Source organism: Stenotrophomonas sp. 17(2023) (assembly GCF_030345315.1).
In the GTDB taxonomy this organism is placed as follows: Bacteria; Pseudomonadota; Gammaproteobacteria; order Xanthomonadales; family Xanthomonadaceae; genus Stenotrophomonas; species Stenotrophomonas acidaminiphila.
On sequence record NZ_CP128405.1, the window covers coordinates 3,531,537 to 3,552,819 of the forward strand.

The 21,283-nt window shown below is 69.5% G+C and carries 8 protein-coding genes; 1 reads left to right on the forward strand and 7 read right to left on the reverse strand.

Translation table 11 applies throughout. The annotated features are described in order from the left end of the window. Positions 1 to 21: 21 nt before the first annotated feature. The gene (locus QQA12_RS15970) at positions 22 to 1,332 is read right to left on the reverse strand and encodes an ATP-binding protein (protein WP_233324841.1); all 1,311 of its coding nucleotides are present in this window, start codon (positions 1,330 to 1,332) and stop codon (positions 22 to 24) included. 497 nt (positions 1,333 to 1,829) lie between these two features. Between QQA12_RS15970 and QQA12_RS15975 the strand changes: the two genes are divergently transcribed. Beyond that, positions 1,830 to 3,602: a GGDEF domain-containing protein gene (locus QQA12_RS15975; RefSeq protein ID WP_233324842.1), complete on the forward strand. Its 1,773-nt coding sequence runs from the start codon at positions 1,830 to 1,832 to the stop codon at positions 3,600 to 3,602. Between the two features lie 72 nt (positions 3,603 to 3,674). Here the strand turns inward: QQA12_RS15975 and QQA12_RS15980 are convergent, their stop codons facing one another. The 6 genes from QQA12_RS15980 to QQA12_RS16005 all read right to left on the reverse strand — a co-directional run bounded on the left by QQA12_RS15980 (position 3,675) and on the right by QQA12_RS16005 (position 20,430). Next, complete coding sequence (locus tag QQA12_RS15980) at positions 3,675 to 4,688, reverse strand: OmpA family protein (protein ID WP_226049842.1); 1,014 nt, start codon at positions 4,686 to 4,688, stop codon at positions 3,675 to 3,677. Between the two features lie 10 nt (positions 4,689 to 4,698). After that, positions 4,699 to 8,082, reverse strand: coding sequence for an Ig-like domain-containing protein (locus QQA12_RS15985; protein WP_226049843.1), 3,384 nt, complete (start codon positions 8,080 to 8,082; stop codon positions 4,699 to 4,701). Continuing rightward, on the reverse strand, positions 8,079 to 16,184 hold the full coding sequence (locus tag QQA12_RS15990; RefSeq protein WP_226049844.1) for an SdrD B-like domain-containing protein: 8,106 nt from the start codon (positions 16,182 to 16,184) through the stop codon (positions 8,079 to 8,081). The genes QQA12_RS15985 and QQA12_RS15990 overlap by 4 nt, the downstream gene beginning before the upstream one ends. A gap of 300 nt (positions 16,185 to 16,484) precedes the next feature. Beyond that, on the reverse strand, positions 16,485 to 17,237 hold the full coding sequence (locus QQA12_RS15995; RefSeq protein ID WP_226049845.1) for a response regulator transcription factor: 753 nt from the start codon (positions 17,235 to 17,237) through the stop codon (positions 16,485 to 16,487). A gap of 150 nt (positions 17,238 to 17,387) precedes the next feature. After that, positions 17,388 to 18,143, reverse strand: coding sequence for a response regulator transcription factor (locus tag QQA12_RS16000; RefSeq protein WP_226049846.1), 756 nt, complete (start codon positions 18,141 to 18,143; stop codon positions 17,388 to 17,390). Positions 18,144 to 18,285: 142 nt separating this feature from the next. Further along, positions 18,286 to 20,430: a S46 family peptidase gene (locus QQA12_RS16005; protein ID WP_226049847.1), complete on the reverse strand. Its 2,145-nt coding sequence runs from the start codon at positions 20,428 to 20,430 to the stop codon at positions 18,286 to 18,288. Between the last annotated feature and the right edge of the window lie 853 nt (positions 20,431 to 21,283).

Sequence of the window (21,283 nt, forward strand, 5' to 3'; positions counted from 1 at the left end):
GTGGCGGCCGCCCGGCGCGGCTCAGCAGGGGATCGTTTCGCCGCCCCCGGCCGGCGGCGCCGGCTCGACGGACAATGCCCGCGCCGGCAGGTACAGATGGAACCGGGTGCCTTCGCCCGGCGCGCTGTCCACTTCGATGCGGCCGTCGGCCGCGGCAATCAGGTTGACCGCCACCGCCAGGCCCAGGCCGGTGCCCTGGCCGCTGGGCTTGGTGGTGAAGAACGGCTCCATGCAGCGCAGCCGTACCTCCTCGCTCATGCCATGGCCGCTGTCGCTCACTTCGATCCGCAGTTCGTTGCCCGGCTCCGGGCAGGACAACGCCAGCCGGAAGGTACCGCCGTCGGGCATGGCCTGCCGCGCATTGGCGGCCAGGCTCAACAGCACCAGCTCCAGCTGCGCCGGGTCGAAATGGATCTGGCACTGCACCTGGCCGGTGTCCAGTTCGAACACCATGCGCGCGTCGAACAACTGGCGCAGCATCGGCTCCATCGCGGCGATGGTCGGTGCCGCGTCCAGCAGCTGCGGCCGCGCCACGTCCTGGCGGCTGAAGTCCAGCAGCCGGCGGGTGACCGCGCCGGCGCGCCGTGCGGCCGACTCCACGCCCTGCAGAGCCGCCTTCAGCTCCGCCGGATCGTCGCTGCGGCGGCCCTTGCCGGCATATCCCATGATCAGCGCCAGCAGATGGTTGAAATCGTGCGCCACGCCGCTGGCCAGCCGGCCGACGTTCTCGATCTTCAGCGCGTGCACCAGCTGCTCGCGCGAGCGCTCCTTTTCCTGCATTTCCAGTTGCAGCGCATCGCGCTTGCGCGCCAGGTCGGCGCCGCGGCGGCGGGCGATGCGCAGGTTGTCGCGTAGCGCGGACAGCGACTGGTCCAGCACGAACGCCACCACCAGCGTGCCGAAGCCGGCCAGCACCAGGTCGCGCAACGCCAGCTCCACGCGCGCCGGCAGGTAGAAGGCGGCGGCCGCGTCCAACCATGCGCCCAGCGCCAGCAGCGCGGCCAGCCAGGTGGTCGCCAGCCACAGCGCACGGCGGCCCAGCAGCGCCCCGGCCAGCAGCACCGGCAGCAGCTGCAGCAACTGCCCGTGCATCTGCGCGCGCAGGCCCCAGTAGCCATACGCCACCGAGGTCAGCACCAGGTTGAGCACCACGAAGACCAGGACCGACAGGTGCAGGCGGCGGCGCCGCAGCAGCTCCAGCGAAACCACGCAGGTCAATATGCCGGCCACGCCCAGCCCCTGCGCCAGCCCCGCGGTGCCCGCTGCGCCCCACAGCAGGAGCAGCAGCTGGTAGCCGGCCACGGCCAGCAGCAAGCGCAACAGCATCGCCATGGCGCGCGCTTCGGTGGCATCGACCACCGCAGGCCGCCGTGGGCGGTCGGTGGCACGCGTGGCGCGTGGTGGCTCGGGCTGATCCCCGGGCCGGGTGGTTCCGGAAAGCATCGGGTGTAGTCCCCGGCACGGCGGATGGCCGCGCGATACATGGAAAGTTGCCGCTATATTACGGACGCCCGTCGTCCAGGCACCCACCCACGCCGGGCGGGCACGGCATGCAGCCGCGAAGGCGGCGCGATGTGGCGCCCGGCGCCCAGGCAGTGCGGCTATATTAGCCACGTCCGTTGCCGGACTTTCCCCGCCTGGAAACACCGGACGCCATGCTCCCACCGCTTCGTGTCATTCGATTCCGCAGCCTGTTGCCCTGGGCGGCACTGGCAATGGCCCCGGCCGGCCCCGCGGGTGCCCAGGGCACCGACGCCGACGTAAGGCTGATGGACCAGGTGGGACGCTGCCACGCAACGGTGCATGGCGCCCCGCGCGAAGCACTGGCGATGGCCACGAAACTGCTGGACATGCCGGCGCTGCCGCCGGTGGTGGAAATAGGCGCCGAGGGATGCCGCGGCTTCGCCCGGCAGTTGCTTGGCCAGGGCGACGCCAGCCTGGAATCGGCGGCGCGGGTGCAGGCGTTGCTGCGGACGACGGAGCTGCCCGCCATCGAACACAGCCGGGCGATGCAGATGGCGGCCACGCTGCTGCAGCGCAATGGACAGACCGCCGAGGGCCTGAAACTGCTCGAATCGATGCTGGAACGCGGCATCGCCGAAGGCGACGTGGGCAGCCAGATCACCGCATTGAGCGGCATCGCCCTGATCCGCGCCGAGCAGATGGACGACCCCGAGGGTGCGCTGCATTACCAGCAACAGGCACTGGCGCTGTCCGACCACCTGCGCCGGCCGCCACTGCCGCAGGACGTGATGCTGCACTACAACCACGGCTACACGCTGCTGCGGCTCAGGCGCCATGAAGAGGCGGAGCGTGCCTTCGCACGTGCCGAGTCGATCGCCAACCGCGTGTCCAACCAGGACGTGATGCTGCACCGGATCCGCAGCCACCGGGCCGAGATCCAGCGTGCCGGCGGTCACCTGGAGGCGGCCCGGGCGCAGTTCCTGGCCGTGCTGCCATGGCAGGCCCAGAATGATCCGCTCGGGCAGATCGTCACCCTGCAGCGGCTGGCACGGATCGCACTGGAGCAGGCGCAACCGGAGCAGGCCCGGGATCTCGGCGAAAAGGCCCTGGCGCTGGCCGAAGCCGGCAAGTTCCCCGGAGGCGCGCGCGACAGTCTGGACCTGCTGGCGGAGACCAGCGTGGCTCTCGGCAATACCGCCCAGGCGCGCGATTACCTGCGCCAGGCCAGGCAGATCGACCAGGCGCAGATGAAGGGCGACAACCTCAACCGCCTGGCCAGGTTGCAGGCCACGGCCGAGCAGGCGCTGGATCCGATCCGCATCAACGCCGTCCAGGAGGCCAGCCGCGACCGCCTGCTGCGCAACGCAGCGCTGGCCGCGGTGGCGGTCCTGCTGCTGGGCGGCGGCGGCCTGTACCTGCGCATGCGCCGCCAGCAGCGTCGGCTGCGCAGGCTCGGCGCCATCGACGCGCTCACCGGATTGCCGAACCGGCGCGAGGCGCAACGCCTGCTGGACGCCACCATGTCAGTGCGCACCGGCGACGCGCGCAGCGCGGTGCTGCTGCTGGAGATCGATGGCTTCAAGGCGCTCAACGACCTGCACGGCCATGCCGCCGGCGACCTGCTGCTGCGCGCGGTGGCCGAAGAACTGGTGCGCAACAGCGACCAGCACGACCACGTGGCCCGCTGGGGCGGGGCGACCTTCGTGGTGATCCGCGCCAACACCACCCAGGCCGCGGCGTTCGCGCTGGCCGCGCACCTGTGCCGCAGCATCCAGCGGATGCAGGTGGATGTCGCGCCGGGCCAGTGCCTGACGCCCAGCATGTCCGCCGGCGTGGCCCCGCACCCGCTGTTCCCTGGCACCGCCACCAGCCATGCCGATACCCTGCGCGCGGCCAGCCGGGCGCTGCAGGTGGCGCGCCGCAGCGGCACCGGCACCTGGGCCGGGCTGTGGGGCCTGGCCGAAGGCCGCAACGTCGACCTGTACAGCATCCTGCGCGATCCGGAACAGGCCCTGGCACAGGGCTGGATCATGATCGGCGGCGGCCGGCCGATGTCGTGGGCACCGCCGCGCGACGTCGGTGCCCCGCCAGCGCGGGACGAAAACCGGGGCCAGGGTCGGGTTTCCCACCTGCCCTGAACCCGGGACCCGCCGGCCGCTGCGCGCACGCATTAACCGACCCGGACCCCGGCTGTTCACGCGACGCGGCAATTACCGGGCCAGTTCGAAGCGCACTTCGACCCGGCGGTTGGGCAGCAGGCATTCCAGCAGCGCGGCGCGCGGCTTGACGCCATCGCACTGCTGCACCTGCTGGGTATCGCCGCGGTATTCGTAGCGGATCCGGTCGGCGGCGATGCCGCGGCCGATCAGCAGCTCGCGAACCGTCTGCGCGCGACGCTGCGACAGGCCCTGGTTGTAGTCGAAGCCCTTGCCCTGCATGCGGTCGGCGTGCCCGACCAGGGTGACCCCGGCCAGTTCGCGCTGCTCGCCGGCCAGGGTGGCCAGCGCGCGGTCGATACTCTCCAGCGAGTAGGTACGGATGTCCTTGCGGCCATCGCGGTCGAACTCGAACAGCACGTTGGCGATCAGCGGGCCGGGCGTCGGCGCCGCGGCGGCGGGCGCCACGGCGCACTGGCGTGCCATCGCCTCGGCATCGTTGACCAGGTCTTCGGCGATCTGGATGTACGGCTTGGAGTGCCGCCACTGCTGCTGGTTGAACTCGTTGCCGGCGTGCACCAGCTCGACCTCGCCACAGGCCACGGCCTGCTGCGCGCAACTGAAGCCCGGGGTGCCGTGGATCGCCTTCAGGCGCTGCCACAGGTCGTCGCGCAGGTACTTGGCGTTGTTGACCAGGGGCGTATCGGTCGGGATCGGCGAGACGCCGGTCTCCATGGCCACGATCAGCTTCTCCGACTCGGTCAGCGCCTCCTGCGGGAACGCGCTGCGGTCGTTGCGGGTGTACTCGTGGAAGGACACGTCCAGCCAGCACTGCGCCTTGGACAGGTGGTAGTCGCGCACCGGGCGGCCGGCGTCGTTGAGCGCCTGGATGCGGCCCTGCGTGGCTTCGTAGCCCTGCAGGTCGGCGTGGATGGCCTCGTCGGTGATGCGCTTTTCCTGCGGGTTGAGCCGGGTCTGCTGGGCGGCGGCAGTGCCGGCCAGGGCGGACAGGAGGGCGGTCGCCAGCAGCGCGCGGGACAGGGTGGAACGGGTATGCGGGAGAGTCATCGGGTCGTCCTCAGCGGGCCGGGTCGCGGTAGCGCACCGGGTCACGGCGGAAAAGGTCTTCGTCGAACTTGAAGCGCAGGCGCAGGAACAGGCCCTGCTGGGTGTATTCGTAGCCGTTGAGGTCGCGGTCGCCCTCGAAGCCGGTCCAGTTGTAGCCGGCCGACAACCACAGGTTCTGCCGCAGCAGGCGGCCCACTTCCACGCCGTAGGCGTACTGGTTGCCGCCGGACTGGCCACGGAAGGTGGAGCCGAGCACGCCGACGTCCCAGTTCTCGGTGATGTCGTAGACGATGCGGCCGGAGAACAGCAGCGCACGGAAGCTGCTGTTGACGCGGGCGCCGTCGGCAAGTGCGAACTGGTCGCGCTGCCACTTGCCGGCCACGCGCCCGGTCAGCCACCACGGCCGCGACGGATGCCAGTCGGCATGCGAGGAGACGATGTGGGCGCGGGTACGCACGTCCTGGCTGGTGCCGTTGACCACCTGGCCGTCGAGCAGGGTCAATCCGCTTTCGTCGCGTTCGAGCTTGTACTCGTAGCGCATCAGCGCGTTGACCCGGTTGCGGTCGGTGTCGCGGTAGGCCAGGCCCAGCTGGAAGCGGTCCTGCAGGACGTCGCCGCGTTCCTTGTAGTTGGTCGCCAGCAGGTAGTTGCGGCCCAGCAGGGTCCAGTCGCGGCTGAGCTTGCGCGCCAGCATGAACTGCAGCAGCGTGGTATCGAACGCCTCGTTGGCCTCGGTGTGCGCCACGTCCTCGGAGATGCGGTGCTCCACGCGCACCGCGCCGCGCCACAGCGGGTTGGCGCTGTAGTCCAGCGCCAGCGCCAGCCCGGTGCTGTCGCCGGTGTCGCCGGCGATCACGTTGACCCGTTCGGCCGAGCTGCTCAGGCGCAGGCCCTCGCGGATGTCCCAGTTGTTGCGGATGCCCGAGGCGGCCTGCACGTCGCGGCCGCTGATCGCATCGCGCAGCCGGTATTCGCTGAATGCCTGGGTATCGCGCAGGTAGCTGCTGTCCACGCCGAACACCAGCGCGTCAGCCTGGCGGTCGGTGGTGGTGATGCCGTAGGCGCTGGTCAGGCCGGTCTGCTTCTCGTAGCGGCCATACAGGCGGCTGCGCTCGAACACCTGGTAGTCGACGCCGGCGGCCACGCGGTGGCGGTCCTCGCCGTTGACGCTCTGCTCGACCTCGGCACCGCCGCTGAACTTCTCGCTGAAACGGTAGCCCAGGCCGATGCGGGCACTGTCCGATTCCAGCTTGGTGCCGACCGGCAGGTCGCTGGTGATCAGGCTGCCGGACGACGGGCCATTGATGACCATCAGCCCGGTGGCCGGGTCCAGCGCCTGCTGGCCATAGCCCAGCGCGCCGCCGCCGGCACCGGTGGCGAAGCCGCCGGTCAGGCCGCCGGCCTGGCCGAACGGCGCCCCCATCGACCACGGCGAGGTCACGCCGATGGTCTCGCGCACGCTGCGCAGGCCGACGTCCAGGGTCAGGCGCTCGGTGGCGGCCACGCGCACGCCGGCACCGCCGGCTTCGCGCTCGCCACCATCGGGATTGCGGTCTTCGCTGCGCAGGGCCTCGACATACAGCTCCAGCCGCGGGCCCAGCGCGTAACCCAGGCGCGCGTTGTACTCGCCGCGGCCGCCGTACAGCGGCGACGCCGGGTTGTTGAACGCCGGATCGGTGCGCGCGGCGAACAGGCGCGCATCGAACTTGTCGCCGTCATGCGCGAACTCGACGCGCCAGGCATCGCCCTCGACCTCGCCGACCACGTCCTTCAGGCCCTGCGAGGCGACCTGGTTGAGCGAACTGGTGTTGACCTCGCTGCGGGTGCGCGCGAACTCGGCGACCAGCATCGTGTTCTCGCCGAACCGGTAGCCGGCGTTGGCGCTGCCCATGCGGAACTCGGCGTACGGGTTGCGGTCTTCCACCGCCGAGGCGCCCACTTCCAGCCGTTCGCCCAGCTTGAACTGGCCGTCGGCGCCGAACACCCAGAACTTCTCGGTCTGCTGGTCCAGCTCGTAGGTGATGCGCAGCGACACCGGATTCAGGTCGCTGTCGAAGGACGGCATGAACTGGTTGAGCAGGATGCGCCCGGAGAACGGCTCGAAGCTGTAGTCCACCAGCCGCGCCAGCGGACGCACCGACACGATGCGGGTCGGCTGGTTGCGGTCGCGCACGATCACTTCCACCCGCTCGCTGCCCTCCAGCACCGTGTTGTTGCGCAGCGCGTACGGGCCACTGCCCTGGCTGCGGAACTCCTCGATGACCTGGCGCAGCGAGTCCTCGATGGCGAAGACGTTGCCGCGTGCGCGCGCGCTCTCGAAGTGCCAGCCCAGGCCGGTGGCGGTGCGGTTGTAGGTGCTCAGGCTGCGCTGCGGGATCGGCCCGCTGCCACCGATGCCGGTGACCGTGGCCAGCGTGTCACCGGTCTGGAAGTCGCCGTACAGCAGGTAGCTGCGCTTGTTGTCGATGCGCACGTACAGGCGTTCGGCCGAGCGCGCGTCGAAGCCGCGCAGCGACGCATCGCCGTAGACCGGGTAGAACTCCTCCGGCTGGATGTCGCGCAGCAGGCGGCCGCGCACGTCCTTGTCCGAATCGTAGGCGGCGGTGAGCAGGTACTCGCCCTTGATCCGACCCTTGACGAAGAACGCGGTGCGCGCGGCGGCATTGGCCTTGCCGTTGTTGAACTGCTTCTCCCAGCGGCGGATGTCGCGGTCGAAGGCGTCGTGGTGCTGCACCGGCGAGATCAGCCCGGCATTGGACCTGTTGCGGAAATTGAGCACGCCCTCGATCAGGCCGGTGGCCAGCAGCTCGCGCATTTCCGGCAGGAAGCCGATCACGCCCTCGGCAGTGCGGCCGCCGGCGGTGATGCGCAGCACCACGTCCTGCGGCTCGTGCGGTGCGAGCAGGTCGAACTCGGCCACGCCGTCCTCCACCACCAGCTGCACGCCGGGGGTGACCTTGTCGGCATCGCTGGCACCGGGACCGAACTCGTCGGTACGCGAACCGGGCAGGCGCACGCGACCGCCGCTGCTCTCGATGGTGGCGTAGGCGCGGCCGGCCAGCGGCTTGCCTTCGCCATCGAGCAGCTGCACGCGCACGTGCACCGGGGTCTGGCCGTCGGCCGGCACACCGTCGCGGTCGACCTCGACGCGGACCAGGTCCACGCCGCGGTTGAGGGCGTAGTCGACCTGGCCCGGCCGCGCCGGCACCGCTTCCGGTGCGGCATCGACGCTCGCCGGCGAGCGCGGGTACAGGGTGCTGGCATCACCCAGCACCGGGGTGAAGCGGGTACTGGTGCCCACGCTCTGGGCCATCGCCGGTACGGCAACGGCAGCCAGCGCGCAGGCCAGCAGGCTCAGGCGCGGCGGCGTACGCGGGAAGTCGCGGCGGCTCATGGCTGCACCTCCTGCGCGGCCGATGCCGGGGGCGGGTTGGGTCTGGGATCCACGATCGGTCTCTGGTTGGCCGTATCCGTGGCCTGCTGCGGCGCACGGACGGGCTTGCTTTCGAAACGCAGCGGCGACTGGCCGGGCTCGCTCTCCGGTGCGCGCACCTCACCCTGGGTACGGCGCGCCTTGACCTGCTCCAGCACCGGGTTGGCGCAGCTGCCCTCGACGAAGTCGGCGCGGTGCAGCTCACCGTTCTTAAGGTCCAGGAACAGGCTGTCGGCGTCGCCCAGGTTGCGGTTGCTGCTGGTGGTCAGGCGTGCGCCGACCGGCAGGGTCGACGGATCGACCTTCAGCGTGTGGCTGTTCGGCGGCAGGCCGCAGTAGCTGTACTTGCCCTCCGAGTCGGAGACCAGCCAGGTGCCGTCGGAGAAGTACAGGCGCACCCCGGGGATGCCCAGTTCTTCCGGGTCCTGCACGTGGTTGTTGTTGCAGTCCACGAACACCTTGCCCAGCACGCAGGCCTCGTCGGTGAACACGCCGCCGGTGACGCGCACGCGGTACTGGGCGTGGTTGGACGGGGTCGAACCCGGCAGCGGGTTCAGGCCCACCGGATCGATGCAGCCGCCGGGGATCGAGCAGCCGTGCGCCTGCGCGCGGTTGATGCCGTCGCCCTGCAGCGCGCCCACGCCGATGCGCACGCGGTAGGTCAGCACCAGCTGGCCGCCGGCGGCGATCGGGCCCAGGTCGAAGCCCAGGCGCGGACCCGGCCTGCCCAGCGGTTCGTCCAGCACGCGGCCGTCGACGCGGGCGGTGCCGTCGATGTAGGTGAAGCCGCGCGGCAGCACGTCGACGATGTTCACCGTGCGCGCGGCGCTGCCGGACACGTGGCGTACCTCGATGGTGTACTGCACGGTGTCGCCGATCTCGGCCATGGCGCGGTCGCCACGCTTGCTGATCACCAGCAGCGTGTCTTCCGGCGCTTCCTGCACCTCGTTCGGCACCCGGCACAGGTTCTGGCTGATCTGTGGGTCACACAGGTCGAGCTGGCCAGGGGTTTCCTCGAACTGCTTCCACTGTTCCTCGCCCGGCCTGCGCTGCGGATCTTCGCCGCCGCCGGACACCACCACCGCGTTGTTCACGGTGCCCTGGCGCACGGCTTCCGGCAGTACGTCCACCGGCACCTTGATCGCGCCCGGATGGGTCGCACCGGCAGCCAGTTCGCGCGCGCTGGCGCACTCGAAGCGGCGCTCGCCCGCGCTGCCGGTACAGGTCCAGCCATCGCCGGCGGGCAGGCCCGACAGCACGATGCCGGCCGGCAGGTGTTCGCTGACCACGTATTCGGCGTCGGTGGCGCGCTCGCCGATGTTGCGCACGCGGATCAGGTAGCTGGCCTGCTGGCCAACGGTGAACACGGCGCTGTCGGCGGCCTTGCTGACCACCACGTCCGGCCATGCCTTCACCAGTTCGCTCGGCAGGCGGCAGGCGTTGTGCACCACCTCGGCCTCGCACACCGGCAGGATGCCGACGTCGCCGCCTTCCAGCGCCTGCTGTTCTTCCGGCGTCGGGCGGCGCGATTCCGGCTCGCCGCCGCCGGCGACCAGCACCGCATTGTTGACGGTACCGGCGCTGGCATCGGCGCCCACGCGCACCAGCGCACTGATCACCGCCGTCGCACTCTGCCCGGCTGCCAGCACGGTGCTGCTGCGGCAGCTGAAGCGGGTGTCGCCGGCCGCGCCGGTGCAGCTCCAGCCGTCGCCCGTCGGGACATCGGCCAGGGTCACGCCCTGCGGCAGGCGGTCGAGCACCTCGTACTCGCCGCTGGTCGCGGCCAGGCCGGCATTGCGCACCACGATGCGGTAGGTCGCGGCGCTGCCGGTGACCAGGGTCGCCGGATCCACCGACTTGCTGACCCGCAGGTCGGGCACGTCGGTGTTGAGCTCGCCGAAGTTGTTGGACTGCGAGTGGATGCCCGGCTCCAGCGTCAGCCAGCTGATGACCGAAACCGGCTCGCTCTTCGGCGTGCCGTCGCCACCGGTGGTACCCGGCACCGTCTGCCCGCTCTGCGTCTGCGGCGGCTGGTTGGGCTGGGTCACCTTGTAGCGGCCCGGGCGCAGGTTCGGGAAGTGGTAGCGGCCATCGCCGTCGGTGACGACCGTGGTGCGGACCGGGTTGCCGAGGTCGTCGACGCCCTCCAGCACGATCTCCTGGCCGGGGATGCCGGTTTCACCGGCGTCGATGCGCCCGTTGTCGTTGTCGTCGTACCACACCTGGCCGGCGATGGATGCCGGCGGGATCTCGCCGAAGTTGTTGGCCACCGAGTGTTCGTTGGCGCCCAGCACGATGCCGCTGATCGCCGACGGCGTGGTGGTCACCGCGGTGGCGTCGCCACCGTGGCTGCCGGCACGGGTACGGCCGTTGAACGTGCCTGCCGGCTGTTCCGGCTCGGTCACGGCATAGGTGCCCGGCGCCAGTCCGTCGAACAGGTAGTAGCCGTTCTCATCGGTACGCACCTCGGCCACCACCGGGTTGCCCTGGGCATCGGTGCCGGTCAGGCGCACGGTCACGCCGGCGATGCCGTTCTCGCCGACCGAGATGACGCCATCGTTGTTGCGGTCCAGCCACACCCGCCCGGCGATGGAGCCGTTCATCGGGATCTCGCCGAAGTTGTTCTGCACCGCGTGCTGGTTCTCGCCCAGCACGATGTTGCCGATCGCCGACGGCGTGGTGGCCTTGCCGGTCGCGGTGGCGCCCGCCAGCGGCACGCCGCCGATGTTGCCCGGTACCGTCTGGCCGTTGAGCGTCAGCGGCGGCTGGTTCGGCTCGGTGACGGCATAGGTGCCCGCCGGCAGGTCGGCGAACAGGTAGCTGCCGTCGTTGCCGGTGGTGGTGGTGCGGGTGACCGCGTTGCCATTGACGTCGGTGCCGGACAGCTCGACCGTGATGCCGCCGATGCCCTGCTCGCCCGTGTCGATCACGCCGTTGTCGTTGTTGTCCATCCACACCCGGCCGGCGATGGTGCTGCGGGTCGGGATCTCGGCGAACAGGTTCTCCAGCGACTTCTGGCCCGGGGCCACGGTGATGCCGGTGATCTGCGACGGGGTGGTGTTCACGCCGGTCGCGGTGCCGGTGGCGATACCGCCTACCGTTCCTTCGGTGGTGATGCCGTTGGCGGTGCCCGCCGGCTGGTTCGGCTGGTGCAGGGTGTAGGTGCCCGGCAGCAGCTGGTTGAACGAGAACGTGCCGTCGTTGGCGGTCGTCGTGGTGGCGACCACCGTGCCGCCCGCGTTGCGCAGCTCGATGGTCTGGCCACCGATGCCGCCGTCGCTGCCGTTCTGCACGCCGTCGTTGTCGTAATCCATGAACACGCGGCCGTGGATCTCGGCGCCTTCCTGTTCGCCGAAGTCGTAGTTCTCGCCGTTGCCGGTCAGGCGGATGCCGCTGATGCGGTCGGTGGTCGGCGCGTCGCCGGCCACGCCGGTCTGCGCGCTGCCGGCGCTGCAGCCGGCACCGCCACAGGTACCGGGCTTCACCGCGCTGGGCCGGTTCAGGTGCCCGGCCGGCAGCACTTCGCGCACGGCGTAGGTCTTGGCCGGGTCCAAGCCGACGAACTTGTAGAAACCATTGGCGTCGGTGAGCGCGGTCCCGGTCGGACCGGTGACGGGCACGTAGTCGCCGCCGACCAGCTCCAGCAGTTCCAGGGTGGCGCCGGCGATGGGCTCATCCGTGGCCGGGTCGCGCACGTCGTTGACGTTCTTGTCCAGGAACACGTGGCCGGACAGCGTGTACAGGGTGACTTCCGGGAAGTCGAACTGCACGCCCTGGCCGCCGCTGCCGAGCACCACGCCGCTGATGACGCCACCGCTGGCCACGATGCCGGCGCTGCCCTTGTCGGTCACGCCGGTACTGGTGCCGTTGCGCACGGTGCGCGTGCTGTTGGGCTGCGGCAGGCCGTTGTTGTAGCCACCGGACACGGTGCTCTGGTCCTGGTTGATGGTGTAACCGGCGGCATCGGACGGCGCCAGCCCGTTGAACACGTAGTCGCCGTCGGCATCGGTGGTGACGGTGACGTCGATCGCGTTGCCGTAGACGTCGGTACCGGTCAGGCGCACGCTGACGTTGGCCAGGCCGTTGTCGCCGGCGTCGGTATCGCCGTTGTTGTTCTGGTCGATGAACACGCGGCCGCCGATGCTGGCATTGCGCACCTGCACCGGGCCGTCCTGCTCGTTGTTGTTCGGATTGCTGTCCTTGGCCAGGTCCTCGTTGGCCGCGTCCTTGCCCGGCTGCACGGCCGCGTGGTTGTCCACGTCGGTCAGCCACGGCCCGGCATACACGCCCGCCTTGGGACGCGCATGCAGGGTCAGGGTGTAGCCACTGCCCGCCGGGAAATTGCCGTTGACGTGGCAGGTCACCTGCTGAACCGGGGTCGCGCTGGTGACGCTGGCGACGCCGTTGGAGACATAGCAGACGTCCGCCGCGTCCGGCGCCGGCGGGCCGGGCTGCACGGCCAGGGTGCCGCCGGCCGCGGCCAGCGTGGCGCCACCGGTGGCGGTTCCCACGCCCGGGGCGGTGCCGGGAATCCACTCGAAGCCGGACGGCAGCGTATCCACCACGCGCATCTGGGTGGAGGTGGAAATGCCGTTGTTGCGCAGCACGATCTGCCACGGCACGGCCTGGCCGACGTCGACCGGCGAGACCATGGCGGTCTTGCTCACCACTTCCAGGTCGGTGCTCGGGAACAGCACGTTGTTGATCGCGGCCAGGTTGTTGCCGGCCTGGAGCGGATCGGCGGTGCACTTGCCGGAGGATTCGTAACTGTTGGTCTCGTCCGCGCAGACGTGCACGGCATTGCCGAAGATCACCGGGGCGGTGGACACGCCGGTGGGCCGGAACACCAGTTCGAAGTTCACTTCCTCGTTCACGTCCAGCGTGCCGAAGCTACACACCGTCGCGGCGTTCGGTGATGCCTGGGTACAGGCAACGGTCTTGCTGGCCAGGGTGTAGCCGGCGCTTGCCGCGCCCGCGTTCATGTTCTGCGGCGTGCCCTGCAGTACCAGGCTGAACCCGGACGGCACCGTCAGGGTGTCGGTCATTTCGATGTTCTCGGCGATCGACGGGCCGGCGTTGCGGACGCTGAAGCGGTAGCGCAGGTCGTCGCCGGCGCGGAACTCGCTCTGCCCGGCGGGGAACACCGGCACCTTGCCCTGCTGCAGGTCGAACGACGGCACGGTGACGTCGAACACGGCCGAGGCGGTGTTGTTCGCCTGCGCGTTGGCGTCGCCACAGGCGCTGGAGTTGGCGACCCCGTCGAAACGGTACTCGCACATGTTGTCCAGGTGGACCTGGGCGGTGTTGTTGACGTTCTCGTACAGCTTGTCGCCCAGCGCGCCGGTGTAGCTCGGCGGCTTCTTGACGCGCGCACGCACGGTGACCGTCTGCACTTCATGGCGGGAGATGGTCGTGACGTTGACGCAGGAAATGGAACCGCTGGCCAGGTTGCTGGCCGCGCAGCTCATCTTGGCCGCATCGGCCGGCTTGACTTCCAGCACCTCGAAGGCCGGCGTCGCCAGCGTCGCCGCGCCGGTGAACAGGCTGTCGGTGATACGGAAGTTGCCGGCGGCGATGTGGTCCTGGCCCTGGTTGCGGGCGACCAGGGTGAACAGCACGGTCTCGCCGACCGATGCCATCGGATTGTTGCCGCCGCTGGCCGGGATGCTGGTCGTGACCGTCTTGCTGGTCATGGCCACGTCGGCACGCGGCAGCACCAGCACCCGCGCGCTGTCGCTCATCACGTTGCCGCCGGACAGGTCCTTCAGGAACGCGTTGGTCGAATCCAGCGTGGCGGTGTTGTTCAGCTGGCCGGTGGGCGCCCCCAGCGGGCGCGACAGCGTGGCCGTGACCACGATGGTGGCGCCGGCCGGCACGTTGCTGAAATTGCAGGTCTGCTCGTAGGTACTGCCGGACTCGACGGTACTGCCGCCCTGGCCGTACGAGTTTGGATTGCCGGAAATACTGGCGGGGCAGCTGTGCGTTGCGCCCGTGGCCTGGCTCAGGTCGTAGGTGAAACTGATGTTCGGCGTGGTGTAGTTCGGCGTCTGCCCGACGGCCCGCATCAGGCCGTTGTAGACGTCCTTCACCTGCAGGTTCGGGATCGTCGCCTGCGCCGCGGCGGTGGTGATGGTCATCCGCCAGTGCATGTCGTTGTCGGCGGCGGCCAGCGTCGGCGCGTCGGCGACGTCATCGTGCCAGGTGGTGCCGTCCACCGAGGACTCCTTGCGGATGCCCACGCGGACGTCTTCGATAATGGTGCCGATGCCGTTGGCGGCCTGGCAGTCCTGGCCGTTGGTACCGTTCTCGGCGATGCCGCCGGTCGCGCCGGCATCCTCGGGATCCGCCGGCTGCGGGCCGTTGCTCGCGTCCAGCCCCAGCAGGCGCAGCACCTCGCTGCCGGTACAGGCAATGTTGGTCAACGTAACCGGGTTGGGCCCCAGGGTCGCGGCGTCGGCGATGGTGTGGGCGAAGCTGAAGGAACGCGACTGGCCGACGCTCATGGTGCCGGGGACGGGCAGCTCGCACGAGACCTGCGTCGTCTGCGCGGGGTTGGCGCCATCGGTTCGCGGCGAGGCCGGGGTGACGGTGCACACCCAGCCGTTGGTGGCGGTGACCGAGGCATTGGTGATTTCGCGCGGATCCAGCCAGTCCACCACGCGCAGCGGCTGCGAGGCGCTCCAGCTGACCGTTTCCGGACCACGGTTGGTGACGGTCAGGGTGGTGCTGATGGTCTGTCCTGGTGCCACCTTGGCCGGCTTGCTCTTGCTCAGCCCCAGGTCGGCCGCCGACGGCGCCATCCAGTAACGGCGGGTGGCGCTGTTGTTGTTCGGCTGGCCATCATCCTGTCCGGGCGGCAGGGTCAGCACGGCGGGCAGGTACTCGCCGGTGCGGCGCACGTTGTCCAGCGTCACCGGGATGACGAACGAGGCGGACACGCCCACGTTCAACGCGCCCGCGATGCAGCTGACCTTGGTGCCGTTCCAGGTTCCGGTCTGGGTGCCGCCGCTCACCGGCGGGGCGATGGTCAGGCTGCTGGCCGGCACGGAGGTACAACCCGGCGGCAGTGCACCGATGGTGAAACCGGCCGGAACGATGGTCTCGACCACGGCACCGGCGGCCGACGCCATGGGGCCGTTGTTGGTCACACCCAGGGTGATGGTCTGGTTGCTCAGGCCCGACGAGGGCGAGGCCGAGCTGTTGCTCAGCGAGCTGCTGATGGTCGCCGCCAGGTCGGTGGCCGGCTCGGTGTTGTAGTTGAGGCTGGTGGTGTTGTTGCCCGCGGCCAGGTCGATATAGAGCGTATTGGCGGAACTGATGGACGCCGTGTTGACGAAGCTGCCGTAGCTGCGGGTGGTGCCACTGACCTCGATCCAGCTGCTGTTGAGCTGCGCGGCGGTGATCGCCGAGCCGCCGGCGGTATAGGTACAGGTCAGTACGCGGCTGCTGTTGGCCGTGGCCACCGCGGTGCACGACGGCGTCAGCGGGCCACCGAAGTTGATTGCCGTCGCCACGAAGCCCGTGGCCGCGCTGTCCGGCAGGTTGTCGGTGATGACGATGCTGCCGCCCACCGGCACGTTGTTGCCGCCGGCGGCGATGTTCGGGGTCAGCCGGAAGGTGCTGTTGCCACCGGTCAGCGGGCTGCCGCTCGCCGGCACGGTCATGGCCTTGCCCACGGTGAGGTCGCCGGCGTTGCGCACGTTGCCGGAGAAGGCGGCGGACGGACCCGAGGTGCCGGTGGCGGTCAGGTTGAAACCGCCGGCGGTCACGCCGCGCACCGGGAACGTCACCGTGCCGCTGCTGCCGGCGGTGGTCGAACACACCATGTTCGGCGCGGTGTAGGTACAACCGGCCGGGGGCGCGGGCGGGTTGGCACCGAGCTGGGCGGGGATGACGACCGTGATGGTGTCGCCGCCGGCACTGGTACGCGTCCAGTCGACCGTGACGTTCACGTCCTGGCCGATGCCGATGTCCGCGGCCGTGGTCACCTGCGTCGCGGTCACGGCGGCGTTGGCGGCCGGCGCCATGAATCCGACCGCGGCCAACAGGCCGGCGAGCTTCATTGCGCGGACGGCAAATCCATTTGCATGCGCGCGCGAAGACGTCGCGCGAGCGGCCTGATCGTGAGTTTGGTACACGGGTTTTCCCCTGCGTTGCAGCTGTTGCGCCCCACCCGGCTGCCTGGCGGCCCGGGCCTTGCGTGTCGTCGGTGCCTGCCGTTGCGGGCAAGCGCGGAACACCCGGTCAGGGCATTCGGGCGGCATTCTCGACAGCCCGCGCTGGCAAGGCAGTAGCAGTTCCTGACGCTTGCTCACAGTTGCTCTCAAAGCGTCGTGCGGCGGCACGCATCGGGTCGGCCGGAATCAGGATTGCGTGGGTACCCACAGATATCCCAGGCCACGCAGGGCGCGTACCGGCAGGGTCAGCCGGGTGGCGCCACGGACGCGCGCGCGCAGGCGGTGCAGCAGCACTTCCAGCCGGTGCGGGTCGAAATCCCACGGCGTGGGCGTGAGCGCGGCGATCAGCTGTTCGCGGCCCACGGGCGTGCCGGGGCATGAGAGCAGTTCGTGCAGCAGCGCCCGCTCGGCTGTCGACAAGGCCAGGGCCTGGCCATCGGGCGACCACAGCTCCCAGCCACCCGCGCGCAGGCTCCAGCCGTTGCCGGCAGGCTCCGCCGCCGGGCCGGCCGCCGTACCGCCACCGGCCACCATGCGCCGGTGCAGGCTGTGCAGGGCCGCCACCAGCACCGGCAGTTCCAGCGGCTTGGGCAGGTAGACATCGGCCCCCATCGACAGGCCATGCGCCATGTCGGCGGCGCTGCCGCGCCCGGTGACCAGCACGATGCCCATGTCGCCGGTGCGGCGCAGGTGACGGGTCGCGCTCAGTCCGTCCTCGCCCGGCAACATGATGTCGAGCACGACGATGTCGCAGGTGGCCACCGCCAGTTCGCGGTAAAGGGCTTCGGCACTGCCCATGCCGCGGGCCGCCGCGCCCTGCCGCACGAGTTCATCGACCACCAGCGCACACCACTCCGGGTCGTCCTCCACCACCCAGATGCGCATGCCCTGCAACGACTGCGGCGCGCATGCCGGCGGCGTTTCCTGTTTCGTTTCCAATACCGGTCCCCATGCACGCCGGCCACACGATGCGTGGCCGCGGCGTCGGGGTTGGATTCTCGACAGCTGCCGGCAACGCGGCAGTATCAAAAAATCTCCGTTGCTCTCCGGAATTCACATGCGCCGGCTGGCGGAAGCCGGTTTTCGCCTTCAGGCGGCGGGGATCGGCTCGGAGACCAGCATGTAGCCCATACCGCGCAGCGCGCGCACCGGCAGCACAATGCCGGTGGCGTTGCGCGCCCGGGTGCGCAGGCGGTGCACCAGCACCTCCAGCCGATGCGGGTCGAAATCCCAGGGCTGGTCGGTGACCGCGGCGATGAGCCGCTCGCGGTCGACCGCCTCGCCGGGAACGGCGAACAGTTCGCGCAGGAAGCCGCGTTCGGCCGCGGTCAGGGTCAGCACCTTGCCATTGGGGGCATGCAGGTCCCATCCGTCCGAGCGCAGGTACCATGCGGCGACGGCCTCGCCGGGGGCAACCACGGCCGGCGAGGACTGCGACATGCGCCGGTGCAGGCTGTGCAGCGCAGCCACCAGCACCGGCAGTTCCAGCGGCTTGGGCAGGTAGACATCGGCACCGAGCGAGAGCCCGTGCGCCATGTCCGCGGTACCGCTGCGCCCGGTGACCAGCACGATGCCCATGCCATCCATCCGCCGCAGGTGGCCGGTGGCGCTCAATCCATCCTCGCCCGGCAGGCCGACATCCAGCACGAGGATGTCGCACCGGTCCACCGCCAGTTCGCGGTAGAGCGCCTCGACGCTGTCGATGCCGCGCACGTCGGCACCGTGGTACTCGAGTTCCTCGACCACCATGCCGCGCCACTCGGGATCATCTTCGACGACCCAGATCCGTACGCCATCCAGCCGGCAACCGGCATCGCCTGCCGGCCGTTCCCCATCCACCTGCATCAGTGCTTCCCCACGACCTGTCCCGCCCTGTTCGCCCGGCCATTCTAGGCCAGTGGCGTCCTGCTGCCGCCCGGCCACGCGCGCCGGACGGGACGCGGCCGGGGCCCGGCAGACACCATGCCGGCCCCGGCCTTGCTTGCGCTTACTCCCGCGGCAGGCCCATTTCGTCCAGCAGCGCCGGTGCCGGGTAGACCTTGGCCAGCAGCCAGCGCAGGTAGCGCATGTCCACGTGCACGGCCCGCTTGTAGCGCGGGTCGAACCACCAGCTGGCGCTCACCGACTCCCAGTTGGAGTCGAAGTTCAGGCCGATCAGCTCGCCGCGCGCATTGAGCACCGGCGAACCGGAGTTGCCCCCGGTGGTATCGAGGTTGGTCAGGAAGTTGACCGTCTGCGTCTTCAGCACCGGGTCGGCGGTGCTGCCGAAATCACCCTTGGCGATGGCATCGAGCAGCGGCCTGGGCGCGTCGAACGGCACCGTGTTGGTGTTCTTCTCGACGATGCCGGCCACCGTGGTCACCGGCGAATAGCTGACCGCGTCGCGCGGATGCAGCGCCTCGACCCTGCCGTAGCTGATGCGCAGCGTGCTGTTGGCGTCCGGGTAGACGGCGCGGCCCTGGCTGGCGCGCCAGGCGAACAGCGCCTGCATGTAGGACGGGCGCAGGCGCAGCTGTTCGCCCTCGCGCTCCTTGCTTTCGCGTTCGGCGTCCAGCTGCGCCGCCACCAGCGTGGCAGCCGCCGCCAGCAGCGGATCGGCCTCGAGCGCACCGCCCTTGCGGGCCGCCTCAAAGCGCGACAGGCGCTGCGCCTCGTCGCCCAGCCGGGTCGCCGCGTACAGGGTATCCAGTGCCTTGCGCAGCTGCTCCGGGGTGCGCCCGAACAGCGCGTCGTAGCGCGCGTCGCGACGGGCGTCGGGCAACTGCTGGTAGCGCGTGAGCAGCGCGGTGAGCAGGGCCTTCTCCACGGCCGGGTCGTAGCGGCGCTGCACCTGCTTGAGCACGCCTTCGATCAGCGCCTGGTCGCGCTGCTGGTAGCCGCTCTCGCGCGCGGCGTCGGGCTTGGCCGATTCGATGCGCAGGCGCTCCAGCAGCATGGCCGAGCGCAGCAGCTGGGTCTGGCTGGACATCAGCGTCACCAGGAAGTCACCGGCGCCGGCGTCGCGCTCGGCGGCCAGCGAGGCGGACAACGCGTCGATGTCGGCCTTGTAGCGGGCGTCGGTGGCGGCCAGCATCGCCTGCTCGTCCTGCGCGCGCTGGGTCTTGGCGTCGCTGCGCAGCAGGCCTTCCAGTTCGCCGGCGGCGCGCTTGCGGTTGTTCTTGAGCGACTGCAGCTGCGAGGCGTAGCGGGTGCGCGCGTCGGCATTGCCCTTGCCCTGCGCCTCGATCACGTCGATCAGTTGCTGGAACACCTCGACGCGGCGCGGCAGCACCGTGTCGATCTGGTTGGCGAACTCGGCGGCGGTGCGCAGCCGGTAGGTGGTGCCCGGATAGCCGGCGAGCATCGCGTAGTCGCCTTCCTTCGGGCCGTCCAGCGACATCTTCAGGTGTGCCGGCGGGTGGTACGGCACGTTGTCCTTGCTGTACGGTGCCGGCTTGCCGTCCTTGCCGACGTAGGCACGCAGCAGGGTGAAATCGCCGGTGTGGCGCGGCCACATGAAGTTGTCGATCTCGTCGCCGTAATTGCCGATCGCGCGCGGCGGCGCGTAGACCAGGCGGATGTCGGTCAGCTCCAGCTGGCGGATGCGGTAGAAATCGCTGCCGTAGTACATGTTGGCCACCGAGCAGCGCACTCCGCCCTCGGCCTCGCAGTCGGCGACGATGCGCTTGCGCGCGTTCTCCACCGCATCGTAGTAGGCACGCCCGTTCTTGCCGCGCGCCTCCTTGAGCACCTCGTCGGTGACCTTGTCGAAGCCCACCGTCACCAGCACCCGGTAGTCCGGGTTGGCCGCGCGCTCGTCATCGCGGCCCTGGGCGATGAAGCCGTCGTTGATGGTGTCGTGCTCCTTGCTGGCGTTGTACTGGATCACTCCGTAGGCGACGTGGTGATTGGTCAGCAGCAGGCCGTCGGCGGACACGAACGCACCGGTGCCGCCGCCCACCCGCACCACCGCGCTCAACGGCGGCGCGGTGACGTCGGCCAGCGCCGACGGGTCACCCTTGAAGCCGGCCTCCTTCAGCGTCTTCGCCAGTCCAGGCAGCTGCGTGGGCATCCACATGCCCTCGTTGGCGTTGGCGGCGGCAGCCAGGCTCATGCCCAGCGCCATGGCGGCGGCAAGCGGTGTGCGCTTCATCGGAACTCCAGCGGATTCAGAAACAGCAGGCGACGGTAGCGGTGGCGGCTCTTGGAGGCAACTACCATGTGACGGACGGATCGATACTGCGCAGGTGTGGCCGGTGCCATCCGCGATCAGTAAGAACGGATCTGGAAAACCCGGAGCCTCTACTCGCCGCCGGGAAACTACCCCACGCCTTATTGCATGTTCTTGAAGGAACTCATTGCCGCCTTGATTAACACAAGTCCGGCCACCAAGAAAAATACGCCGAACACAGTTCCATATTTACCAAAATTAGAGAAAACGCCGATCCCGAAGTAGACATTGCTTGTGCCGCCAAGCAGTAGCCGGAGTCCGTACATAAGCAATAGCAGTCCAATCCCCACGTAGATCATACGACCTCCGCCATCAAGCCATCTCTATCCGACCACGACCGTTCTCGTTGCTTCCACTGCGTGGGTACCGCACCGGCCGGTCTGCTCTTTGTCTGCGGTGCCTGTACTCAAGCTTTCCGATCTGGCTGAAGCACCAATCATCGTAGAAGCACCGACAGTCGCGGCGGCTGCCACATCCCCCACAACTGTGTTCTCTGCAATCAAGCCAACAACCTGCGCGGTGCGCCCGCTCCTATTGGGAGTATGTATGCTTGGATCCGATGAGAGAATCCACTGACGGCTAGCCAGCCGCCGACGAGGTCATGTCCGCCGGGGTCAGTATGGCAACGGATCGTCATTGGCATCTCAATAGTGGTTGAATGCGCCCACCCGATCACGTTCCGTCGCCGCCGGATCTACCGACAGGAGCCTTCCGATCTACGGATCGTCATAGCGCTACTGCATGAGGTTCAATTAAGTAGATGCGCCATCAGCAT

Bases quoted from the DNA above. Each gene is read 5' to 3' on its own strand.
- QQA12_RS15990 (WP_226049844.1), bottom strand. From the start codon at position 16,184: ATGAAGCTCGCCGGCCTGTTGGCCGCGGTCGGATTCATGGCGCCGGCC.
- QQA12_RS15970 (WP_233324841.1), bottom strand. From the start codon at position 1,332: ATGGCGATGCTGTTGCGCTTGCTGCTGGCCGTGGCCGGCTACCAGCTG.
- QQA12_RS16000 (WP_226049846.1), bottom strand. From the start codon at position 18,143: ATGCAGGTGGATGGGGAACGGCCGGCAGGCGATGCCGGTTGCCGGCTG.
- QQA12_RS16005 (WP_226049847.1), bottom strand. From the start codon at position 20,430: ATGAAGCGCACACCGCTTGCCGCCGCCATGGCGCTGGGCATGAGCCTG.
- QQA12_RS15985 (WP_226049843.1), bottom strand. From the start codon at position 8,082: ATGAGCCGCCGCGACTTCCCGCGTACGCCGCCGCGCCTGAGCCTGCTG.
- QQA12_RS15980 (WP_226049842.1), bottom strand. From the start codon at position 4,688: ATGACTCTCCCGCATACCCGTTCCACCCTGTCCCGCGCGCTGCTGGCG.
- QQA12_RS15975 (WP_233324842.1), top strand. From the start codon at position 1,830: ATGGCCACGAAACTGCTGGACATGCCGGCGCTGCCGCCGGTGGTGGAA.